We start from the raw sequence: 19226 nt of genomic DNA, 5'->3' as shown, positions 1-19226 counted from the left end.
TGTTTTTAACCAGTTAAAGGGGCTAAATTTACCGCTGTATTCAGGAAAGAACCGGTAGGCGTCACGAACTAAAGATAATTGTGCGCTTTTTTGCTAAGGTAAGTCACTGTTGTAATGATTTTTAAGGTAACGTTTTTGTGACACGCACAATTATCGCGATTGCAGGTGCATCAGCTTCTGGTAAATCGTTGTTTAGTCAAACTATTTACAATGAGCTTTTGAACGAACTAGCACCTGGTGCTATCGCTATTATTGAAGAAGACGCGTATTACCGTGATCAATCTCATTTGCCGTTCGAACATAGAACGCAAACGAACTACGATCACCCAGACGCTTTTGAGCATGAACTTTTGCTTGAGCATTTAAATCAGCTCAAGGAAGGTAAACCAGTCGATATTCCTGTATACGATTACGCAAAGCACACGCGCAGCGACCAAACTCGTCGAATTCAGCCAGCTAAGATTCTGATTGTTGAAGGTATTTTGCTTTTATCAGATCCTAAACTGTGCGATGAGTTTAATATTAAGGTGTTTATTGATACTCCGTTAGATATTTGCCTGATGCGTCGTATGCAGCGTGATCTAGAAGAGCGCGGTAGAAGCTTGCAATCAGTGATTGAGCAATACCAAGCCACGGTAAGACCCATGTTTTACCAATTTATCGACCCGTCGAAGCACAATGCAGATGTTGTTGTGACCCGCGGGGGGCGAAATCGAGTTGCCATTGATATACTAAAAAGCAAAATAAAACAATTACTTCAATAGAAGGTAACTTGGGAAATATATATGACCTCATTAATGAGTTTAGTTGGCATCGCGAGCTTATTAGCGCTCGCATTTTTATGCTCAACTAACCGAAAAAAAATAAATTTACGCACCGTAGGCGGTGCGTTTGCACTGCAAGTGCTGATCGGCGCATTTGTTTTGTACGTACCTGCAGGGCGCGAAGTATTAAACGGTATTTCAGTAGGCGTTGCCAACGTTATTAGTTATGCGAATGACGGTATTCGCTTTCTATTTGGTGGCCTAGCGGGAGATGAAATTGACGGCATCGGCTTTGTATTTGCAATCAAAGTACTGCCAGTAATTGTCTTTTTCTCTGCGCTTGTTGCGGTGTTATATCACTTACGAGTGATGGATTTTGTTATTAAAATTTTAGGTGGTGGCCTACAAAAGTTATTAGGTACATCGAAACCAGAATCACTTTCTGCAACCGCTAATATTTTCGTTGGTCAAACAGAAGCGCCACTGGTAGTAAAACCATTTATTGCCACGATGACACGCTCTGAACTATTCGCCGTTATGGTAGGTGGTTTAGCGACGGTAGCGGGCTCTATTTTAGCAGGCTACGTAAGCTTAGGTGTTGAATTAAAATACTTAATTGCAGCCAGCTTTATGGCGGCACCGGGTGGTTTCTTAATGGCAAAAATGATGGTGCCAGAAACAGAAACACCAAAACAAGATCTAAACGATTTAGATCACGGGGAAGAAAAGCCAGTAAACGTGATTGATGCAGCCGCAGGTGGTGCATTAAACGGCATGCAGCTGGCAATGAATGTAGGCGCAATGCTATTGGCTTTTGTGGCACTAATTGCCCTAAGTAATGGCTTTGTTGGCTGGATTGGCGGTTGGTTTGATAACCCAGACCTAACAATTCAACAAATTTTAGGTTACGCCTTTGCACCAATTGCATGGTTGTTAGGTATTCCTTGGAGTGAAGCACAGCTTGCTGGTAGCTTCATCGGGCAAAAACTTGTAGTAAATGAGTTTGTTGCTTACTTAGACTTTATGAACTATCAAGCGCAGCTGAGCGAACACACGAAAGCCGTTGTTACTTTCGCGCTGTGTGGCTTTGCAAACTTGAGTTCAATTGCAATTTTACTAGGCGGTATTGGTGGTATGGCACCGAGTCGTCGTAAAGATATTGCGCAATTAGGTTTACGTGCGGTTTTAGCCGGTTCAATGGCAAACCTAATGAGTGCAGCGATTGCAGGCTTTTTCCTGTCAATTGCATAACGGTTACTCGGCTAGAAGTAACTTAACTTAGCAACGTAGTTACTCGTTTTTATTGCAGGCACGATAGAAATGAGTGTGTTGATAAATGTGCTAAATCAACAACTACAGCATGTGGGATGTAGGCTAAGTTAATACCTAAGGGTATAAAGTTACTTGTATAGCCGCTTTATTTAGCAAATAGGCAAAGCCTGTTTGCTACCCAAATCCAAGTACTTGATTAACACTCCGGTACTGGAGCCCTGCAAAGGGTTGCCTAATTGTCTTAAGGGGTTAAGACTGGCAAAAAATTTGAACGATACTAGAGAAAACCAAAGGGCCCTTTATGGGCCCTTTTTATTTGTCTCAATTATGTAATCTCAACCAAAAGCTGTTTAAACGTTATACCAATCCTGTTAAGGATGAGATCAGAAATAGCGCTGGATAAATGACATAATAACAAGGCGGGATTGTTCTTATCTAGTTATTCTACATTGATAAATGCTAACGCAGTTAGCATGATTATAGTCCACTAAGAAGACCAGCTATACTTAAGTGAATTGGAATTAAACTATTCAGGCTTAATATATTTAGCGAATACCCGCTTAAATTCACCGTTATCACGCAGTTTATGCGCCGCATCAATTAAACGCTGACGTTTTTCTGCATTGAGCTTAGGTGAAAACGAGCAATGTAAGTCATATGAGTTCACTTCTAACACATTAAAACGCCTTAGTCGGGTTAAGTAATTCGCTTCACTATAGGATGCAACAAAACCATCTAATTCGCCTTTAGTAAAACGCGTTAAGCTGTCTTTAGATGAGGTGCTATTAAAACGTTTAAGATTACCCGCCTCAAAATACTCAGTAAGATTGGGATACTTATAGCCAAGCACTGTGCCTAATTTGAACTGTTTGTGTGAGCTTAGCGCTTGCAGCGAGGCGATAGCCTGATCACTCACAATAATGTCAGCATCAGAATAAAGCACCTCACTCCATATAATAGAAGGCGCGTTGTACCATATAGGGTTGGCATGACATTGTGCATCGATTTTGCCATCAATAAGGTACTGTTCAATACGCTTACGCGGCAAAGGAAGCTGCTTTGCCATAAACCCAGCTTCTTGTGAAATCGCATTACTTACATCAATCACAATGCCCGATACGCTTGTACCCTTTCCATTATTAATCACATGTGGCGCTGAATATTGCTGATTATAGCCAAAGCGAATAGCCCCTGCTGAAGCCGAAAAGGAAAGTGTTATTAAGCTCGCTGTAAGTAATTTTTTTAACACTGTAGTGCCCTTGGAAAAATAATTAGCAAGTGTAGTCTAGAATTTGCTGACTGAATACGAAAACTTAGCTCGTCGCAAACAATATCTTTATGGTTTTACGCATATTTTTATCATCTAATCGACCGTAGCTCATTACCAAATCGTCTTTGCCATCTAAGTTTAAGTCGCTTGTTACAACACGGCGACCTTGCATTGGCAAGGTGGTTTTATACTTGCTCGCGCGACGAGAAAAACTATGTTTATTATTAGCTAAATACACGTTAAACGCTTTTTGTTCATCCGACAGCACCCAATCTTTTTTACCATCACCATTTACATCGGCAAACAGCACTACAGGTGAACCACTGCGCCCTTTCGATAAGCTAAAGCTTAGTTCAACCTCTCGTGTAATTTTATTTTTGGGACTAAATTCGCCTTTTTCATTTTGATAAAAAAGATGCACATCTTGAGATACCGACCCCGATAACAACGCACCGATAATTTGTGATACGCCAATATCAAAACCCGAAACCAAAGCCTCTAACTGTTTATCGTTATCGATATCAAGCAAATGCAGATCGGTTAATGTGCCTTCGTCTTGAATAAGCGAATTCGTTTGGTTTTGAAAGATAAACTTTCCTTGCTCAATCGCGCCTAAGTAGATTTCGTAATCATTTTGCCTATCAAGCGCCCCGCTACTTCGTGTATAACGCACCACCAAATCAAAAATACCATCGTGGTTAACGTCAACAACACGCTCTAGTTTGCGATACACTAAATTACTTTGGTCAAGTGAATCACCGTCGGCATCTTTGGTATGCCACCATTCATCTACCATAATATCATCACGCAATTTTATCGCCTGACCAGGGTTGCTACCGACACTCGGCAGTAAATTCAATAAGCCATTTTCAAAGCCGATAAGCTCTGAAATGTTGTCTTCATTTGTATCAAAAAAGGCAAAACGAGGCGGTTCAATTTCAGCACTGTGCCCTTCTATTTCTAGTCGTGCAGGCAAATCAACCTTGGCCATTTGATAGCCAGCCTCATCAGAAATATGCACATAACTGTGATTAAGATCTGTCGTGAAAAAGTCCGCTTTTTGGTCATCATTAATGTTGTAAACAAACTCCATTTTGCTTAGGTGTTGAACACCACTTTTTTTCAAGTAGGTTTGAGTGTCAACAACTGGTACAACTAACTCAGGCCCTTCAAGCGCCAACTGATAAATGCCATTAGATGAAAATAAATAAACCTGCTGCGTGGCATCTTGCCACTTAGTAAAATCAACACCAAGCATCGTATCTGGCACTTTTACACGTTTTATGCGGTTATATAGCTGAGCCTCTGATGCAGCAAAAATATCAATATATTGCTGTCCGCTATGTGTGCCGATAAGCATTAATTCTTTGCCAGGATTAGGCAATAAATCTATTGGGTAGACAGGGTGTGACAAGGTTAGATCGGTTTCTATTGCCACTTCATTAAATAAATCTTTTTTGCCATTTGCCAAGCTCGATGTACTGGCAAATCCCAGAGTAACGACTAATGCTGTTATTATTTTCATGTTACTTCCTCGCTGTATGTCATCATAAACTATCAAATACTGGTGCTATCAGTAAAAGCAAATTAGTTAGAAAATGTTAATACGTGCAAAATGATTGATAAGTCGAACGTAGCAACGCAAAATATTAGCTATGCCAATGTTTGTCGCAGCGATGCAATGAAAGAACTGCCAGAAAAATATTATTTAACGCACTTTATCGAATTTGCCGAATTTATAAAATCCACGTCTTCACACCTGTTAGGCGATGACGAGACAGCGTTTTTTACCGAGTTTGCAAAACTACCAGAAGATGCCCAATGTATTTTGGTACGGATTGTAAACCGCAAATCCCCTTTTGTACGAAAAGATACCCTAGTCTACAGTGAAGTGGCTGACTCTGGCGCGGCAATTAACCTTTTAAGAAAAGTTGGTTTTGTATCTCGCATAAATAAACACTGTTTTCACGACTTTATAAGCCAGCTTAATAAGCAAGACTTAATCGACTTAAGCATCTCATTAACGATTGATAAGCCAGCAAAAAGCGCAAATAAAAACAAATGGCTTAATTTTGTGAGCAACGCGCTGTCTAACGCTTTAAGTTACGACCAAGTTAAAAAAAGCCCGGTGCTAACAAGCCATATTTATTTCGCCAAGCAGGACACGTTTCACTATTTATTGTTTTTATATTTTGGCCATTTATCAGGTAGCCTCAATCAATTTTCTATGCGCGACTTAGGCGTAATGCAAACCCAAAGTGTGCAACAGCAACAAGCTAACTTCAGCGATAAAGATGAAGCCAAAAGTGCGTTTTATTACGCAAACCTGTTTAAAGCGATAAAAGAAGCCAATAAGAGCGACATCCCATTATTACAAACGCTTGCAGAGCAACTTATCGCATCCGACAAACCAATCGGCTTTTTAGCTACGCAAAAGTACCACCACAGTTTATATAAGCTGGCGGTTGTTTTAATCGAACAAGAGCCAACTCTCGGTGAAACATTGCTTAGCCAATCACAACACCCTGCAGCACAAGAAAAATACATTCGCTTACTCTACAAAAGCGATAGAAAAGCACAGTGTGAAGCTTTGCTGCTGGCTATTTTAGACGACCCCGACAGTGAAACCTTACTGCTCTTTGCCGAGGATTTTTATGCGCAAAAGTTTAACCAAAAGCGCACCAGTGTATTGACTGATATGCTCAAAAAATCAGGCGAGCCAATTGGTATTGACGAAGCGTACTTAGGCCAGGTCGAAACAGGTGTAAAGGACCGTTACATCAAACAGCATCGTCTGTGCTACTTTACCGAAAACAAGCTTTGGCGCGCGTTATTTGCATTAACTTTTTGGCATGAGCTATTTCAGCACCCAGCATCACAGCGTGCCAATGAATTTTCGTATTACCCAAAAGTACTTAAACAAGATAATTTTTACGACTTGTTGCACACAGAAATTGATCACAAATTGTCGGAACTTACCAGCAATCAGAAATTCTGTGATTTTATTAGTGCCACCATTGATCAATATTCAGGTGAACCGAATGGCCTGTTCTACTGGCATGACGAACTAAAAGATGTGTTAACCACCTTTATTCAACATGCGCCATTTGAGTCAATAAAACATCATTTATTGGCAATGAGTAAAACCTTTAAAGCGCTTTGCGATGGCTACCCTGATTTAATGTATATTGAACAAGGTGAAGTGTTTTTTGAGGAAATAAAAGCGCCGGGCGATAGCCTAAGGCGTAATCAACTGGTCAGTATCAAACAATTAATAAACGCAGGTTTTAACGTATCAATTCAGCGCACCGAATGGCGTTTTAATAGTGAGCAAAATTACGTTGTCGTGGATATCGAAACCACTGGCGGAAAAAAAGATACTCATCGCATCACTGAAATTGGTATGGTAAGAGTTGAACAAGGAAAAATTACCGACAGCTGGCAAACACTAGTAAATCCAGAACGTCATATCCCGAAAATGATTACTGAGCTTACGGGGATCAGTAATGAAATGGTTAAAGACGCCCCCAAATTTGAACAAATTGCCGAAAAGTTAGATACATTTAGCCGTAATGCTATATTTGTCGCGCACAATGTTAATTTTGACTATGGCTTTATTCGACAAGAGTTTGCCCGACTCAATAAAAAATACACGCGCGCTAAAATTTGTACTGTGCAGCAAGCACGTAAATATTTACCCGGTTTTAAATCTTACTCATTAGGTAAACTCTGCTGCGATCTTAATATTGAGCTTAAAAACCACCACAGAGCGCTCGATGACGCTAAAGCCGCAGCCGAAATTTTATTGCGCATAAATCACGTAAGAGCAGACCAATAAACCTAACTGTAAATGGGGTTTACATCAATGTATGCCTCATTAATTTCACATAAGCCATCACAAAAAATACTTCTTAAATTTTCCATTGCCCTACCCGCTACTTCGCCTCAGTGCCTGTAATAAAGTGTGATAACGAAACGCGTATTTTGCGACTTAACTAGAGTAATCGATGTAGCTCAATTTGTGAGCGTTAAGGATTTATCGTTACCGCGCCTAGGAGGCAAAATGAAACACGCAAGTAAATGCATGCTCAGTCGCATCGCACCCGCAGTTATATTGTTCGCCATTTGTTATACGCATAGCAGTTCCGCTCAAACATCAAACACATGTGAAATAGAGCCGAGTTGGTTTAAAAACGGCAAAGTGATTAGGCCTGATGACAGTGCTTTTCCAGCAAACCCAAACAATTGTGATTTCCACCAATGGTCATGGCAAATGTTTTTATGGTTAATGGATGACGACAATGGCCAACCTCGCTTTCTCGGATTTGACTCACCACAGTCTTTAATCGGATTAGAGCAACGAGGCCTTTCGCCACGCACCCGAAAACAACCGCATACAGGCGCATCATTTGACGAATATTTACAAGCGGGTACCGATGGCATCTTGATAGACCAAGACCACCGCGCCATCTATTACTCGCAGTACATTAATCAAACCTTTGCCGACTTTATGCAAGGTAAAAGTGGTGGACCCGATTTAACAATCCCAGCAAATGTGCTCACAATGAACCCGCGTACTGCGTTTCCAATTATCGGCAGCAAAGGCACGCTAGAGCTGAAAGCATCGTGGAAAATCGTTGGTAAAGATGACGATACCAGTAAGTTATTTACCATTGAAAAAGACATCGCGCAGTTTGAAAACTCGCCATCGGGTATCAAAATCAATCCTGCAAAAGTCGAAAAGCAAACGCTTGCCTTAGTTGGTTTTCATATTGGTGGCGTCGTTGCCAATCACCCAGAAATGATTTGGGCTACCTTTGAATTTGATAACAATGCACCGGATGTGCCCGACGGCATGACACTTGACCAAATTGTCGCAGATCAAGATTACCTGTTTTATAAAAAAGGCACGCAACTTGGGAATTGCAATAAAAACGCGGCGGTTAGCGGCTTAGCACTCGAGCAATCAACGCAGGAATTTACGCCGATTACCCAAGTGTGTCGTCGCTATGCTTACGGCAATGCAGCGGGCCAAAAACAATCGAATACCGATAATATAAAATCACTGAATGCGAGCGCTAAAAAGCATCTACCAAATAACTTAAGTATTTGGAAAAACTACTTTGAAGTTGGCGCAATTTGGATCAACAACGAAGTAGCTACAGGTAAACCGGATGTATCGCCACTTAAACCTGGGCTCGACTTTGCCACTGATGAATATCTCACCGGTTCTTTAAAACTTTCTAACAGCACCATTGAAACTTACACGCAATCAGCAACCGCAATGAACAATTGTTTCCGTTGTCACAACACAGAGCAAGCATTTGCAAGTAAAGACGGATTAAAACCGCTACCAGCAACAAACTTAAACATTAGCCATGCATTTCAAAATATCTTTTTCTGGTCTCAAGAAAAAGAACAACGTGCTGCAATTGCCTACTTACAATCTCAAGGAGAGAAATAATGAGTTATTTCAGAGTTCACCCAAGTATCAACTTTGCACGTGTTGGCAATAGTGAAGAGTATTACATCGCCCCTGAAACCGCTGCGGGTACAATTGTTGATAAACGCACCGGCTTATTTGGCGGCTTGCCGATAAAGCCGGGTACAAACAATACACCAATTGACGAACACGATTTTCGTGATAGTCATGGCAATGTAAAACGGCAAGCCGCGCGCTTTCGCATTTTTGCTTATGAGGACGAACAAACAACTTACCCATCAAATGACGGTGGCCGTGAAATAAATATTGGCGATAATATCGGCGGTAAAGTGATTAAAGATATTATTTGGCAGGTTCATACCGCTAATAAAAAGAACAACAACTTTACAATCACATCCATTGTTGATGGTAAGCCTGAAGAAGAAGGGGTTATTGCCTATCAAAATGAAAACACACCTCCGGTGCGAAACCCGAAGTTTGGCGCTGACCTTAATACAGTCATGCGCCGCCAACAATTAGTGATTGATCCGGGCCCGCGCGCCCTTTCGGTTACAAGTGATTCAAACACCTGCTCAAGCTTTGATAAAAAAACACCAGATAGCTTTATTGAAGAAGGCAAAATAGCAACCGCAGCGCCCTGCTATCCAAAAAGCTTTCCCGATGATTTTTTCTATATGTTTAATCCACTTGGCGAGATTTCGTCGCTTGGCGAAATGCGTATTGAAGAAAATACAGCAAGACTGATTGTCACTGGTGGCTTTGGTAAAGCCAGTGGCATACTTGGTAATAAAAGTGATAAAGACAAAAAGTGTTGCATTCCAAAACTAAACGGTGCGATTGATAATGATGATTGGTTTGACGATACATCTGATGGCCCAGTAACCGCCACCATTGTTTTTGATGATGGCTCGTTTGAAGAGGCTGTACACGGTTGGTTTGTATGTACAGATCCAAGTTACGCACCACAAACCCGCAATGTAGTATCGACCTGGGATGACGTTTACGATACATGGATACAACATTTAGCTCTAGCGCCAAATATATTTGACAATGGCTTTAATCATGACCATTTAGCCTCGTTCGATGGTGATGTTCAGCCAGTATTTCACGGTGCTTTCTTGCAACAATGGAATACCGCATTACCTGAAAAAGGCATTCAGGGGCACAAGCGCATGAAAGAAATAAAACCAAGTGACACCCCCAGTGAAAAAATCCCCTCATTCACCAGTTTACTAAGAAAGCCATCAGCCCCGGGCACCAAAGACGAGCCAAACAATGAAGACGGTACGCGTAAAAAAATGCCACTGGCGCTTGGCGATGCAATGAAAAGCTTTTTATCAGTTACTGAGACCCAATATTTTTTATTGATGCAATGGTACAGCAATAAGTTTAATGCAACTGCACCGAGCCTAGGCGAGGGGGAGCAACTCGATAAAGTAGTGTTAGAAAACTGTTTAGGCGGGCGTTATTCACCGGGCATTGATTTAACCTTTATTGTGCGTGATACCCATTTATATAAAACCGATTGGCACGGTAAAACAGGGCCATTTCGCATTAATATGGCGACGCTGGATTACAGTAAAGCAACTCAAAATGAGCCTTTTTTGCAGGTCGGATATATTCCACTGCGAGACAGTAAAGTAGAACCAGGCGATTTAAGTAAATTTATGTCGCAACCTTGGCATACTGACTACAACAGTTGTGCAACACACACGCCTGACCCAAATCCAACGATGCCAAACCCCAACGGGGAAGGTGAAGCAATCGCTGATAACACTTTGTATTGGTCTTGGCCTGCGCAGCGTCCGGTGACTGTCTACCCTAAGTTCTTATTTAAGTACGATGCAAATACCGGGCAGGGTAAAGGCGTATCACTTTATAGTGTGCGCGGCGATGAGGGTCATGGTACAAAAACACTCTACCCACAGCAGCAAGGTCGCTTTCAATGCTACTTCGACTTTGTTGAAAACTGGCATAAAGTTGGATTTGTTATTCAAGGTCTGCAGATCAATGATGACAGCACCAAGCAAAACTATGGGCCCGATTACTTTCTTGAAGTTGCCAGCCAATTTGAAAGCAAAGGCGATGGGGTTGAAGTATGGCCGCAAGCTTCTGAACCAGGTTATAAAGCACCTGATAGCTGTGGTCCAACCCAATGTGATAAGTAAACTTTATGAGTGACATGCCAAATGGACATATTATGGCTCAGCCAATAGTACAAATAGGCATAATCGGTGGCGGACCTGCGGGTTCTGCCACCGCACTTGCCCTTAAAAAAGAACTCACCTTAAGTAACAAATGCGTAAACATAATACTTATTTGCGCGCCACAAGCTACTGCACCAAGTATCGGCGAAACAATCCCTCCCGCCGCGAGTTTCTATCTAAGAGAACTCGATGCTGAGCACATTCTAAATAGCAACAAACACTTAGTTTGCCCCGGTAGTAAATCTAGGTGGGCAGATGAAGTAACCGGTTATAATGACTTTTTTATTTCACCAGTCGGGAAGGGCTTTCACCTTGATCGCAAACATTTCGACGCTGATCTTATTGCACTATGTAAAACTCGGGGGATAACAGTTTTCGAAAACACTAAAGTATCAACAATAGATTCGTCAAAAAAAGGTTACTTATTACACTGTGATAATCACACCACCAGCATAGCATGCGATTTTTTAATTGATGCAACCGGGCAGCACCAAGTTGCAGCAAAGAGCCTAAATATTAGCAATAACGTGTTTGATAGCATGATTTCAGCCTGCGCCTTTTTTGAACTTGAACACACATCAGCTAGTACCACACATACTCTTGTTGCTAGCGACCCAAATGGATGGTGGTACGGTGCTATCTTGCCAAACAACAGAGCTATTATCAGCTTATGTACTGACGCAACGGAGTTAAAAACACAAAAGCTAACTTGCTATGAGAATTGGTTAAATTGTTTAAAAGCCAATAACTGGTTTTTTCAGCAATGCACAACGTTTTTGCAAGATAAAACAAAAACTCCTGTAAAGCTTTACGCTAAAGCGGCACCATCTGCCATTTTATCGAACGTGATTGGGCATAATTGGCTTGCTGTTGGGGACGCAGCATCAAGTTACGATTCGATTTCATCGGCAGGAATTACGAAATCGCTAAAGCACGCAGATGTCGCGGCAAAAGCGGTAAAAAAGTGGCTTGAAGCACCACAAAAAGACTCTTTGGATGACTATCAATCGCTGGTATTTAATGACTTTAATGCATTTATTTCATTGCATCAGCAACATTATCAACAAGGCGCAAATAAATACCCCAACGCCAAATTCTGGCAACGACGCTTACTTCTTAACTAACCTGAGTTGGCAATAACTAAATTTATTGCCAACCCATTTTCCACACTTTGGGATCTTTCAGGCTGCGCCAGTTTATGCTTTGCTCGCGTTTGGTTAAAACCGCTTCAATAATACAGTCAACCACGTTATTTTCTTCATCAAATTCAACACTCGTTACCATAAAATGCTTTTCTTTATTTTGCGGTGACACAGCCGTCCATTTACTGTGTAAGAGTTTATTAGGGGAAAGGGCGTGTTGCATAAAATCTCGAAACCAAAATTAAAATTTCCGACTTAATTGAGGTCACTTTTAGAAGCGAGCTGCTTGCTCAACCACTAATGCATGACGCTCTGCTAATCGCTGATGATCTTTATCGTACCCACCACCAATCACAGTGGCTACTGGTACGCCTTTACGCTGGCAAATCTCAAGCACAGCATAATCACGGGCCGCGATACCTTGCCAACTAATATCAAGCTTACCTAAGGTATCTTGTTGCCAAATATCTACACCAGCATCGTAAAGAACAAGCGAGGGATTTAGCTGCTCAATTAAGTCATTTAAAGTAGTTGATACGATCTTTAAATAATCAGGATCAGTTAACCCTATCTCTAAGCCAATATCTAAGTCGCTGTGTTGCTTTCGAAAAGGAAAGTTCTTTTCGCAGTGGATTGAACAGGTAAACACATAAGGGTTATGGGCAAGCATCGCTGCAGTGCCATCGCCTTGATGCACATCACAATCAAATATGAGTACGTTTCGCGCTTTACCCTCATTAATTAGCCGTGTTGCTGTGTAGGCCAAATCATTTACCATGCAATAGCCTGAACCAAAATCATAATGTGCATGATGCGTGCCGCCAGCTAAATGACAGGCGATACCGTGTTCAAGCGCAAGTTCAGCCGCCAAATGCGTACCTAACGGTGCGGTAAAGGTACGTGCCATTAATTGTTCTGACCATGGCAAACCAATGCGTCGCATCGCCTTGTTATCAAGTTGATTATGAAAAAGGTCGTGTACATAACTTTCACAATGCACTAATTCCATCGGTTTAAAATCCCCCAGCGGCGGCTGATATAAGTTGCGCTGATTGATATACCCTTTGCTATCTAAATATTGATAAAGACGTGCAAATTTACTCATTACAAAGCGGTGTTTTTCATCAAAACTAAATGAATAATTAGGGTGGTAAACAAGGGGTAAGTTGGGATTAATCATTGTGACTTTGGTAAATTGTTATAATTGATAGTGTAACTGAAACAAGGCACTGCGTCTTTGCCAAAACACCATTATTCATACCTGTTCATCAGAATAATTGCGCAGCAAAGTGGGGAAATTACATGCACCTATTGATTAAAAAAACGCATTAATTGCCACCATAATCTACTGGCAACCACCATCAAATTGAGTAATATATTCTAAACAACTAAATGCTAGAGTCTTTTTGTGTATCAAGATGTCGCTGTCGATCACTTACCAATAATTACATCACCACAGGAACTGGGTGGATTTAACTTTTCACCCGATATTATTTGGGTATTTGACTTAGACCGCCATGGATTTTGGTGGGGCAATGATCATGCCCTTAACTTTTGGGGACTAAGCGATGTGCAACAACTCATCGATAAAGACTTATCCGCAGATACCGAAGGCGCACGCAAGCGCACCGAACAAACCTTTGTAAAAGCCGCGCAAGAGGGCTTAACTAACGACCCTTGGACAACTTACCCTAATGGTGAGCCAAAAGTGATGTTAATGCGTCATGTAGCTGTGTTGCTGGGCCCAGAAAAGCACCGCGGCATTATTGCCTTTATTAGCGAACAAATGGATGCCACCAGCCAACCAGAAAACCTGCTTTTTGCCGAAGCGATGCGTTACACCACTGTTGCAGTGAGTTGTTACGATATGCAAGGTAAGCGGCTGTTCGAAAACCCCGCGTTTACGCAGTGGTATTCAACAATTAAACAAGACAATATAAGTGACTTTGAGCTGCGTTTTGCCAATCCGATTGAAGGTAAAGAACGCTTAATTGACTCTCAGCAGCACAAAGCAGGTTGCCAAGAGCACATAATGCTTACAAAACTTGGTGAAAGACGACATAACGTTGATATTCGCATTAGTCGCCATCCCTTAACTGGCGATTATGTGTTTCTTGTTACTGAATATGACATTACCGAGCTTCATGACACTATTGAAGAGCTCAAACACACCAAAAACGAGCTTAAGAAAATTGCACACTTTGATCCTCTAACTAAATTACCTTCGGTATGGCTCACTAAAGAGCGCCTAGCAAGCGCGCTAAAACAAGCTAAGCGCAATGAAACACTGTTGGCTGTAATGTTTATCGATTTAGATGGTTTTAAGCAGGTAAATGATAGCTATGGCCACAGTAGTGGTGATGAATTACTCAAGCAAGTAGCGATTAGACTTAAAAACACATTTAGAGAATCTGACACAGTAGGGCGCTTAGGTGGCGATGAGTTTTTAATTTGCCTACCGAACCTTGCAAACAAACAAGACGCGGTTAGGCTCGCTGAAAAAGCCATCAACGAAATCGCAGAAGACTATCAAATTAAAGATGCAGACGGGCAGGGTAACAAAGTAAATATCAGTGCTAGCTTAGGTATTGCTTATTACCCTGATAGCAATGACACATTAGAGGCACTTATTCGTTCTGCCGATGAAAAAATGTATCACGCAAAGCGCGCTGGTAAAAACCGCTTTTCATATTAAATATTTAGCTTTAAATAAGTCGATTATAAATGGCAAGCACATCATCAGGCTCAGCACGTGAAGAATAATCTTCTTCAATAAAACGAAACTGAATAACTCCTTTTTTATCAATAACAAAGGTAGCTGGTACCGGAAGATTGAAAGTTGGCGTGCAATGTCGTTCAGTTAAGTTGATATCCCACTTTAACAATTGCTGTTTCATCGCATCATCCGTTTTCCAAACTAACCCTAACTGCTCAGCAAAACAAAGCCCAGAATCAAATAAAAGTGGAAAGCTTAAATTATTTTCAGATTGCATTGATTTTGCGAACTCGGGTTTTTCAGGTGTTATCGCAACTATATTTAAAGTACTTCTGCTCTTTTCAAAATACTGCTGCCACATTTGTGTTTCTAATACACAATAAGGGCACCATCCACCGCGTACAAAGGTCAGAATTAAGGGGTTATCTTGAATTAGTGCTTTGCTATTAAACAATTGGCCATTGATGTCAGCCAGCTCAAATGATGGAAATGTTTGGCCTACTTGCAGCACTGATTTTAAAGCTGAGTGTTCTTGAAACAAGGATATGCTGCGATTTATGGTTTCTAATATTTCGACTGGCGTTCTTGTTTTAAAATCACTTTTATAGGACGCGAGCTTTTTTGATAATGAAGACATATGGATTGTTTATAAAACTACGATTATTGTTTTGTATAGATAACAACCCCGTAAAAAGCAATTGGTAGTACATACAAAAAAGCGAGGCAAATGCCTCGCTTTTGATTTCTATTTTATTTATACAAACATTCGTTAAAACGCTAGTTTATTTAAAATATCGTCTTCTACATTCTGTGAAAGCGTTACTTTAAGCTTAGGAGTGCGTTCCATTTCACGTTTAATTGCAAAGTTTGCTTCTTCATTACGTGCCCAGCTGCGACGTGCAATACCATTGTTTACATCGAACAGTAGCATGGATTTAAGGCGACGCTCGGCATCAATACTACCGTCAAGTAGCATACCGAAACCACCGTTGATCACTTCGCCCCAGCCAACGCCACCGCCATTGTGGATAGACACCCAGGTTGCACCGCGGAAACCATCACCAATCACGTTGTGAATAGCCATATCAGCAGTAAAACGGCTACCGTCGTAAATGTTTGAAGTTTCACGGAATGGTGAATCTGTACCTGATACATCGTGGTGATCACGACCAAGTACCACTGGGCCAATTTCACCGCGCGCAATGGCATCGTTAAAGGCATTTGCAATCTTAATACGACCTTCCGAGTCAGCATAAAGAATACGCGCTTGTGAACCAACCACTAGCTTGTTTTCTTTCGCGTCTTTGATCCAAGTGATGTTGTCTTGCATCTGCTGCTGAATTTCCTCAGGCGAGTTTGCCATGATCTCTTCAAGCACTTTTGCCGCAATTGCATCGGTTTTGTCTAAATCTTCAGGATTACCAGAAGTACACACCCAACGGAACGGACCAAAGCCGTAGTCAAAACACATCGGGCCAAGAATATCTTGCACGTATGACGGATATTTGAAATCGATGCCGTTTTCAGCCATTACATCGCCACCTGCGCGTGATGCTTCAAGTAAAAACGCATTACCGTAGTCAAAGAAGTAGGTGCCTTTTGCAGTATGTTTGTTAACAGCATCAGCGTGACGCTTAAGCGTGGCTTGTACTTTTTCTTTAAATACCTCTGGCTCTTCACGAATTAAGCGATTTGATTCTTCATAGCTAATATCAACCGGGTAGTAACCGCCTGACCAAGGGTTATGCAGTGACGTTTGGTCAGAACCTAAGTGAATGAAAATGTCTTCAGCTAAGAAGCTTTCCCATACATCAACAACGTTACCAATAAACGCAATCGACACTACTTCTTCGTTTTCCTGTGCTTTACGCACACGTGCAATAAGGTCTGGCATATTATCAACCAGTTCATCAACCCAACCTTGCTGATGACGCTTAATTGCCGCTTTCGGGTTAACTTCTGCACATACAGTAATACAGTTTGCAATGTTACCTGCTTTTGGCTGTGCACCACTCATACCGCCAAGACCTGCTGTTAAGAAGATCTTGCCTTTTGGTGATTCGCCTTTGTTAAGTACTTTACGGAATGCGTTCATAACCGTAATGGTTGTGCCGTGCACGATACCTTGTGGGCCAATGTACATAAATGAGCCTGCTGTCATTTGGCCATATTGCGTTACGCCTAGTGCATTGAATTTTTCCCAGTCATCCGGCTTTGAATAATTCGGGATCATCATACCGTTGGTTACCACTACACGCGGTGCATCTTTAGAAGATGGGAATAAGCCCATTGGGTGGCCTGAATACATATGTAGCGTTTGGTCTTCTTCCATTTCGCTTAGGTACTTCATCGCAAGTAAGTACTGCGCCCAGTTTTGGAATACCGCACCGTTACCACCGTAAGTAATAAGTTCCTCTGGGTGCTGTGCTACTGCTGGATCAAGGTTATTGTCGATCATTAACATGATCGCCGCAGCTTGTTCGCATTTTGCAGGATAATCAGAGATTGAACGTGCTTTTAGCTCATAGTTAGGCTTAAAGCGGTACATATAAATACGGCCAAAATCTTTAAGCTCTTGTGCAAATTCAACAGCGAGCTCCGCATGCCACTCTTTCGGGAAATAACGTAGCGCATTACGCACTGCTAGCTGTTTTTCTTCAACCGATAAAATATCTTTACGCTTTGGCGCGCGGTTAGCGCCTGCAGGATATGCTTTAGGCGCAGGCAGTTCGCTTGGGATACCCTGTTTTATGCTGTTTTGAAATTCTTGTAAATTCATGTCAGTTATCCTTAATTAAGCGTAACAGTAAATGCCTGAGATTTTACAAACTCAACCATGGCATCAATATCAGGCTTTAATAGTCTGTCTTCTTCTAATTTCGCAACCTTAGTACGAATGAGTGCATGATTTTGTTCAATAATATCTGAACAAGTATTAGGGCGTCTAAAATCAACGGCTTGCGCAGCGTACATTAGCTCAATTGCGAAGATTTTCTCAAGATTACCAAGAATTTGGTTAAGCTTACGGCCCGAAATACTGCCCATAGACACGTGATCTTCCTGACCCATAGACGTTGGTACACTGTCAGCTGATGGTGGGAAGCACAGTGACTTATTTTCGGTTACAAGTGCCGCTGTTGTGTATTGCGGGATCATCATGCCTGAGTTTAGGCCGCCTGATGTAGTTAATAGGCGCGGTAAACCGTGTAAACCTTCAAGCAATAAATAACAACGACGGTCTGAGATATTCCCCAGTTCAGCAGCGGCAATTGACGCATAATCAAGTGCCATTGCCAGAGGTTGACCGTGGAAACTACCGCCCGAAATTGCTTCTTCTTCACTAATAACAATTGGGTTATCCGTGACCGAGTTCATTTCAATTTCAACAAGTTCTTTTAAGTGGTTGTATGCGTTGCGTGACGCACCATGCACCTGCGGAATACAGCGCAGCGAATAAGGGTCTTGAACGCGGTCACAGTCAGTGTGATCTGCCATATTTTGCGAATCTTTAAATAGACGACGCATGCGCGTTGCGACTTCAACATTGCCAGCAAAGGCACGAATTGCATGTAACTCTTCTCTAAATGGTGATTGGCTACCTTGCATACCTTCAATACTCATTGCACCTGCCACATCGGCAAGGTCAAGCAAGTAACGCATCTTAGTTAGGCCAGTAATACCATGGGATAAAATAAACTGAGTGCCGTTAATTAGTGCTAAACCTTCTTTGGCATGAAGATCCATTGGCTCTAAACCATTGTCAGCTAGGGCTTTCGCCGCAGGCACAATTTCATCGCCAACCCAAAACTCACCTTCACCTAAAAGTGGTAAGAATAAGTGTGATAATGGCGCTAAATCGCCCGATGCACCCACCGAGCCTTGCTCTGGTACAACTGGAATTAAATCAAGCTCAATAAACTTAAGCATACGCTCAACGGTTTCAAGGCGAATACCTGAGAAACCTTGGCTTAAGGCGTGCACTTTGGTGATAAGCATGAGTTTAGAGATAGATTTAGCAATTGGATTACCAACACCCACTGCGTGAGTGATCAGCAGGTTTTTTTGTAATAGGTTTGTTTCTGCTGGGGTGATTTGCGTATCACACAGAGGGCCAAAGCCGGTGTTAATACCGTAAACTGCTTTGTCTGATGCAGCCATCTTGTCAACGCGTTGACGGCTAGTATTAATTTTATCAATCGCTTCTTTGCTAAGCTCTGCTTTAACACTGCCATCAGCAATGCCATTTACAATATCAATATTAAGGCGATCTACGCCGTATTTAAACGTCATTGTTGTCTCCTAACGTTTTAGTCATCTAACTGTGATGATTAATCAATGCAGTAATGTTAGCTTGCGACCCAAGTTTTATAAATGCATAATTATCGATGCTTATTCCGATATTACCGAACTAA

Annotated in this window: 14 protein-coding genes; 7 read left to right on the top strand and 7 right to left on the bottom strand. The window is 41.7% G+C overall.

Features of this window, described 5'->3' with window-relative positions:
* The first annotated feature begins 137 nt into the window (after positions 1–137).
* Positions 138–764 carry a uridine kinase gene (gene udk, locus AC2IOM_RS18990; protein ID WP_040642196.1) on the top strand — a complete coding sequence of 209 codons (627 nt, stop codon included), beginning with the start codon at positions 138–140 and terminating at the stop codon, positions 762–764.
* Between the two features lie 21 nt (positions 765–785).
* Positions 786–2015, top strand: coding sequence for a NupC/NupG family nucleoside CNT transporter (locus AC2IOM_RS18985; protein ID WP_010558410.1), 1230 nt, complete (start codon positions 786–788; stop codon positions 2013–2015).
* Positions 2016–2562: 547 nt separating this feature from the next.
* Here AC2IOM_RS18985 and AC2IOM_RS18980 read toward each other — a convergent pair.
* Both AC2IOM_RS18980 and AC2IOM_RS18975 read right to left on the bottom strand, forming a co-directional pair.
* Positions 2563–3285 (bottom strand): substrate-binding periplasmic protein, encoded by a 723-nt coding sequence (locus AC2IOM_RS18980; RefSeq protein ID WP_010558411.1) that lies wholly within the window; start codon positions 3283–3285, stop codon positions 2563–2565.
* A 64-nt stretch (positions 3286–3349) separates the two neighbouring features.
* A complete protein-coding gene (locus tag AC2IOM_RS18975) occupies positions 3350–4831 on the bottom strand; it encodes an FG-GAP repeat domain-containing protein (protein WP_486359767.1) in 1482 nt (493 codons plus the stop codon).
* A 90-nt stretch (positions 4832–4921) separates the two neighbouring features.
* Between AC2IOM_RS18975 and AC2IOM_RS18970 the strand changes: the two genes are divergently transcribed.
* The 4 genes from AC2IOM_RS18970 to AC2IOM_RS18955 all read left to right on the top strand — a co-directional run bounded on the left by AC2IOM_RS18970 (position 4922) and on the right by AC2IOM_RS18955 (position 12080).
* Positions 4922–7144, top strand: coding sequence for an exonuclease domain-containing protein (locus AC2IOM_RS18970; RefSeq protein WP_486359766.1), 2223 nt, complete (start codon positions 4922–4924; stop codon positions 7142–7144).
* Positions 7145–7369: 225 nt separating this feature from the next.
* Positions 7370–8770 carry a hypothetical protein gene (locus tag AC2IOM_RS18965; RefSeq protein ID WP_486359765.1) on the top strand — a complete coding sequence of 467 codons (1401 nt, stop codon included), beginning with the start codon at positions 7370–7372 and terminating at the stop codon, positions 8768–8770.
* Positions 8770–10917: a LodA/GoxA family CTQ-dependent oxidase gene (locus AC2IOM_RS18960; RefSeq protein WP_486359764.1), complete on the top strand. Its 2148-nt coding sequence runs from the start codon at positions 8770–8772 to the stop codon at positions 10915–10917. The genes AC2IOM_RS18965 and AC2IOM_RS18960 overlap by 1 nt, the downstream gene beginning before the upstream one ends.
* 32 nt (positions 10918–10949) lie before the next feature.
* Positions 10950–12080 carry an NAD(P)/FAD-dependent oxidoreductase gene (locus AC2IOM_RS18955; protein WP_486359763.1) on the top strand — a complete coding sequence of 377 codons (1131 nt, stop codon included), beginning with the start codon at positions 10950–10952 and terminating at the stop codon, positions 12078–12080.
* Positions 12081–12102: 22 nt separating this feature from the next.
* Here AC2IOM_RS18955 and AC2IOM_RS18950 read toward each other — a convergent pair whose 3' ends face one another.
* Together AC2IOM_RS18950 and AC2IOM_RS18945 are read right to left on the bottom strand one after the other, a co-directional pair.
* Positions 12103–12321 (bottom strand): TIGR02450 family Trp-rich protein, encoded by a 219-nt coding sequence (locus AC2IOM_RS18950; RefSeq protein WP_486359762.1) that lies wholly within the window; start codon positions 12319–12321, stop codon positions 12103–12105.
* Positions 12322–12369: 48 nt separating this feature from the next.
* Entirely contained in the window at positions 12370–13278 is a 909-nt protein-coding gene (locus tag AC2IOM_RS18945) for a histone deacetylase family protein (protein ID WP_486359761.1), read from the bottom strand.
* 228 nt (positions 13279–13506) lie between these two features.
* Between AC2IOM_RS18945 and AC2IOM_RS18940 the strand changes: the two genes are divergently transcribed.
* Positions 13507–14793, top strand: a complete 1287-nt coding sequence (locus AC2IOM_RS18940) for a diguanylate cyclase domain-containing protein (protein ID WP_486359760.1) — start codon at positions 13507–13509, stop codon at positions 14791–14793.
* A gap of 10 nt (positions 14794–14803) precedes the next feature.
* Here the strand turns inward: AC2IOM_RS18940 and AC2IOM_RS18935 are convergent, their stop codons facing one another.
* The 3 genes from AC2IOM_RS18935 to hutH form a co-directional block, all read right to left on the bottom strand.
* The gene (locus AC2IOM_RS18935) at positions 14804–15451 is read right to left on the bottom strand and encodes a peroxiredoxin-like family protein (protein ID WP_486359759.1); all 648 of its coding nucleotides are present in this window, start codon (positions 15449–15451) and stop codon (positions 14804–14806) included.
* Between the two features lie 132 nt (positions 15452–15583).
* Positions 15584–17593 carry a urocanate hydratase gene (locus AC2IOM_RS18930; RefSeq protein WP_486359758.1) on the bottom strand — a complete coding sequence of 670 codons (2010 nt, stop codon included), beginning with the start codon at positions 17591–17593 and terminating at the stop codon, positions 15584–15586.
* An 11-nt stretch (positions 17594–17604) separates the two neighbouring features.
* On the bottom strand, positions 17605–19104 hold the full coding sequence (gene hutH, locus AC2IOM_RS18925) for a histidine ammonia-lyase (protein ID WP_486359757.1): 1500 nt from the start codon (positions 19102–19104) through the stop codon (positions 17605–17607).
* Positions 19105–19226: the final 122 nt, after the last annotated feature.

Source organism: Pseudoalteromonas sp. NS-SX12 (assembly GCF_057367955.1).
Note: the sequence above shows the minus strand (reverse complement) of the source record. Positions and strands in the feature narration are given on the sequence as shown.

Coding starts and splice junctions, on each gene's coding strand:
- AC2IOM_RS18950 (WP_486359762.1), bottom strand. CDS start 12,321: ATGCAACACGCCCTTTCCCCTAATAAACTCTTACACAGTAAATGGACG.
- AC2IOM_RS18930 (WP_486359758.1), bottom strand. CDS start 17,593: ATGAATTTACAAGAATTTCAAAACAGCATAAAACAGGGTATCCCAAGC.
- AC2IOM_RS18985 (WP_010558410.1), top strand. CDS start 786: ATGACCTCATTAATGAGTTTAGTTGGCATCGCGAGCTTATTAGCGCTC.
- AC2IOM_RS18955 (WP_486359763.1), top strand. CDS start 10,950: ATGGCTCAGCCAATAGTACAAATAGGCATAATCGGTGGCGGACCTGCG.
- AC2IOM_RS18970 (WP_486359766.1), top strand. CDS start 4,922: ATGATTGATAAGTCGAACGTAGCAACGCAAAATATTAGCTATGCCAAT.
- AC2IOM_RS18975 (WP_486359767.1), bottom strand. CDS start 4,831: ATGAAAATAATAACAGCATTAGTCGTTACTCTGGGATTTGCCAGTACA.
- AC2IOM_RS18965 (WP_486359765.1), top strand. CDS start 7,370: ATGAAACACGCAAGTAAATGCATGCTCAGTCGCATCGCACCCGCAGTT.
- AC2IOM_RS18945 (WP_486359761.1), bottom strand. CDS start 13,278: ATGATTAATCCCAACTTACCCCTTGTTTACCACCCTAATTATTCATTT.
- hutH (WP_486359757.1), bottom strand. CDS start 19,104: ATGACGTTTAAATACGGCGTAGATCGCCTTAATATTGATATTGTAAAT.
- AC2IOM_RS18935 (WP_486359759.1), bottom strand. CDS start 15,451: ATGTCTTCATTATCAAAAAAGCTCGCGTCCTATAAAAGTGATTTTAAA.
- AC2IOM_RS18960 (WP_486359764.1), top strand. CDS start 8,770: ATGAGTTATTTCAGAGTTCACCCAAGTATCAACTTTGCACGTGTTGGC.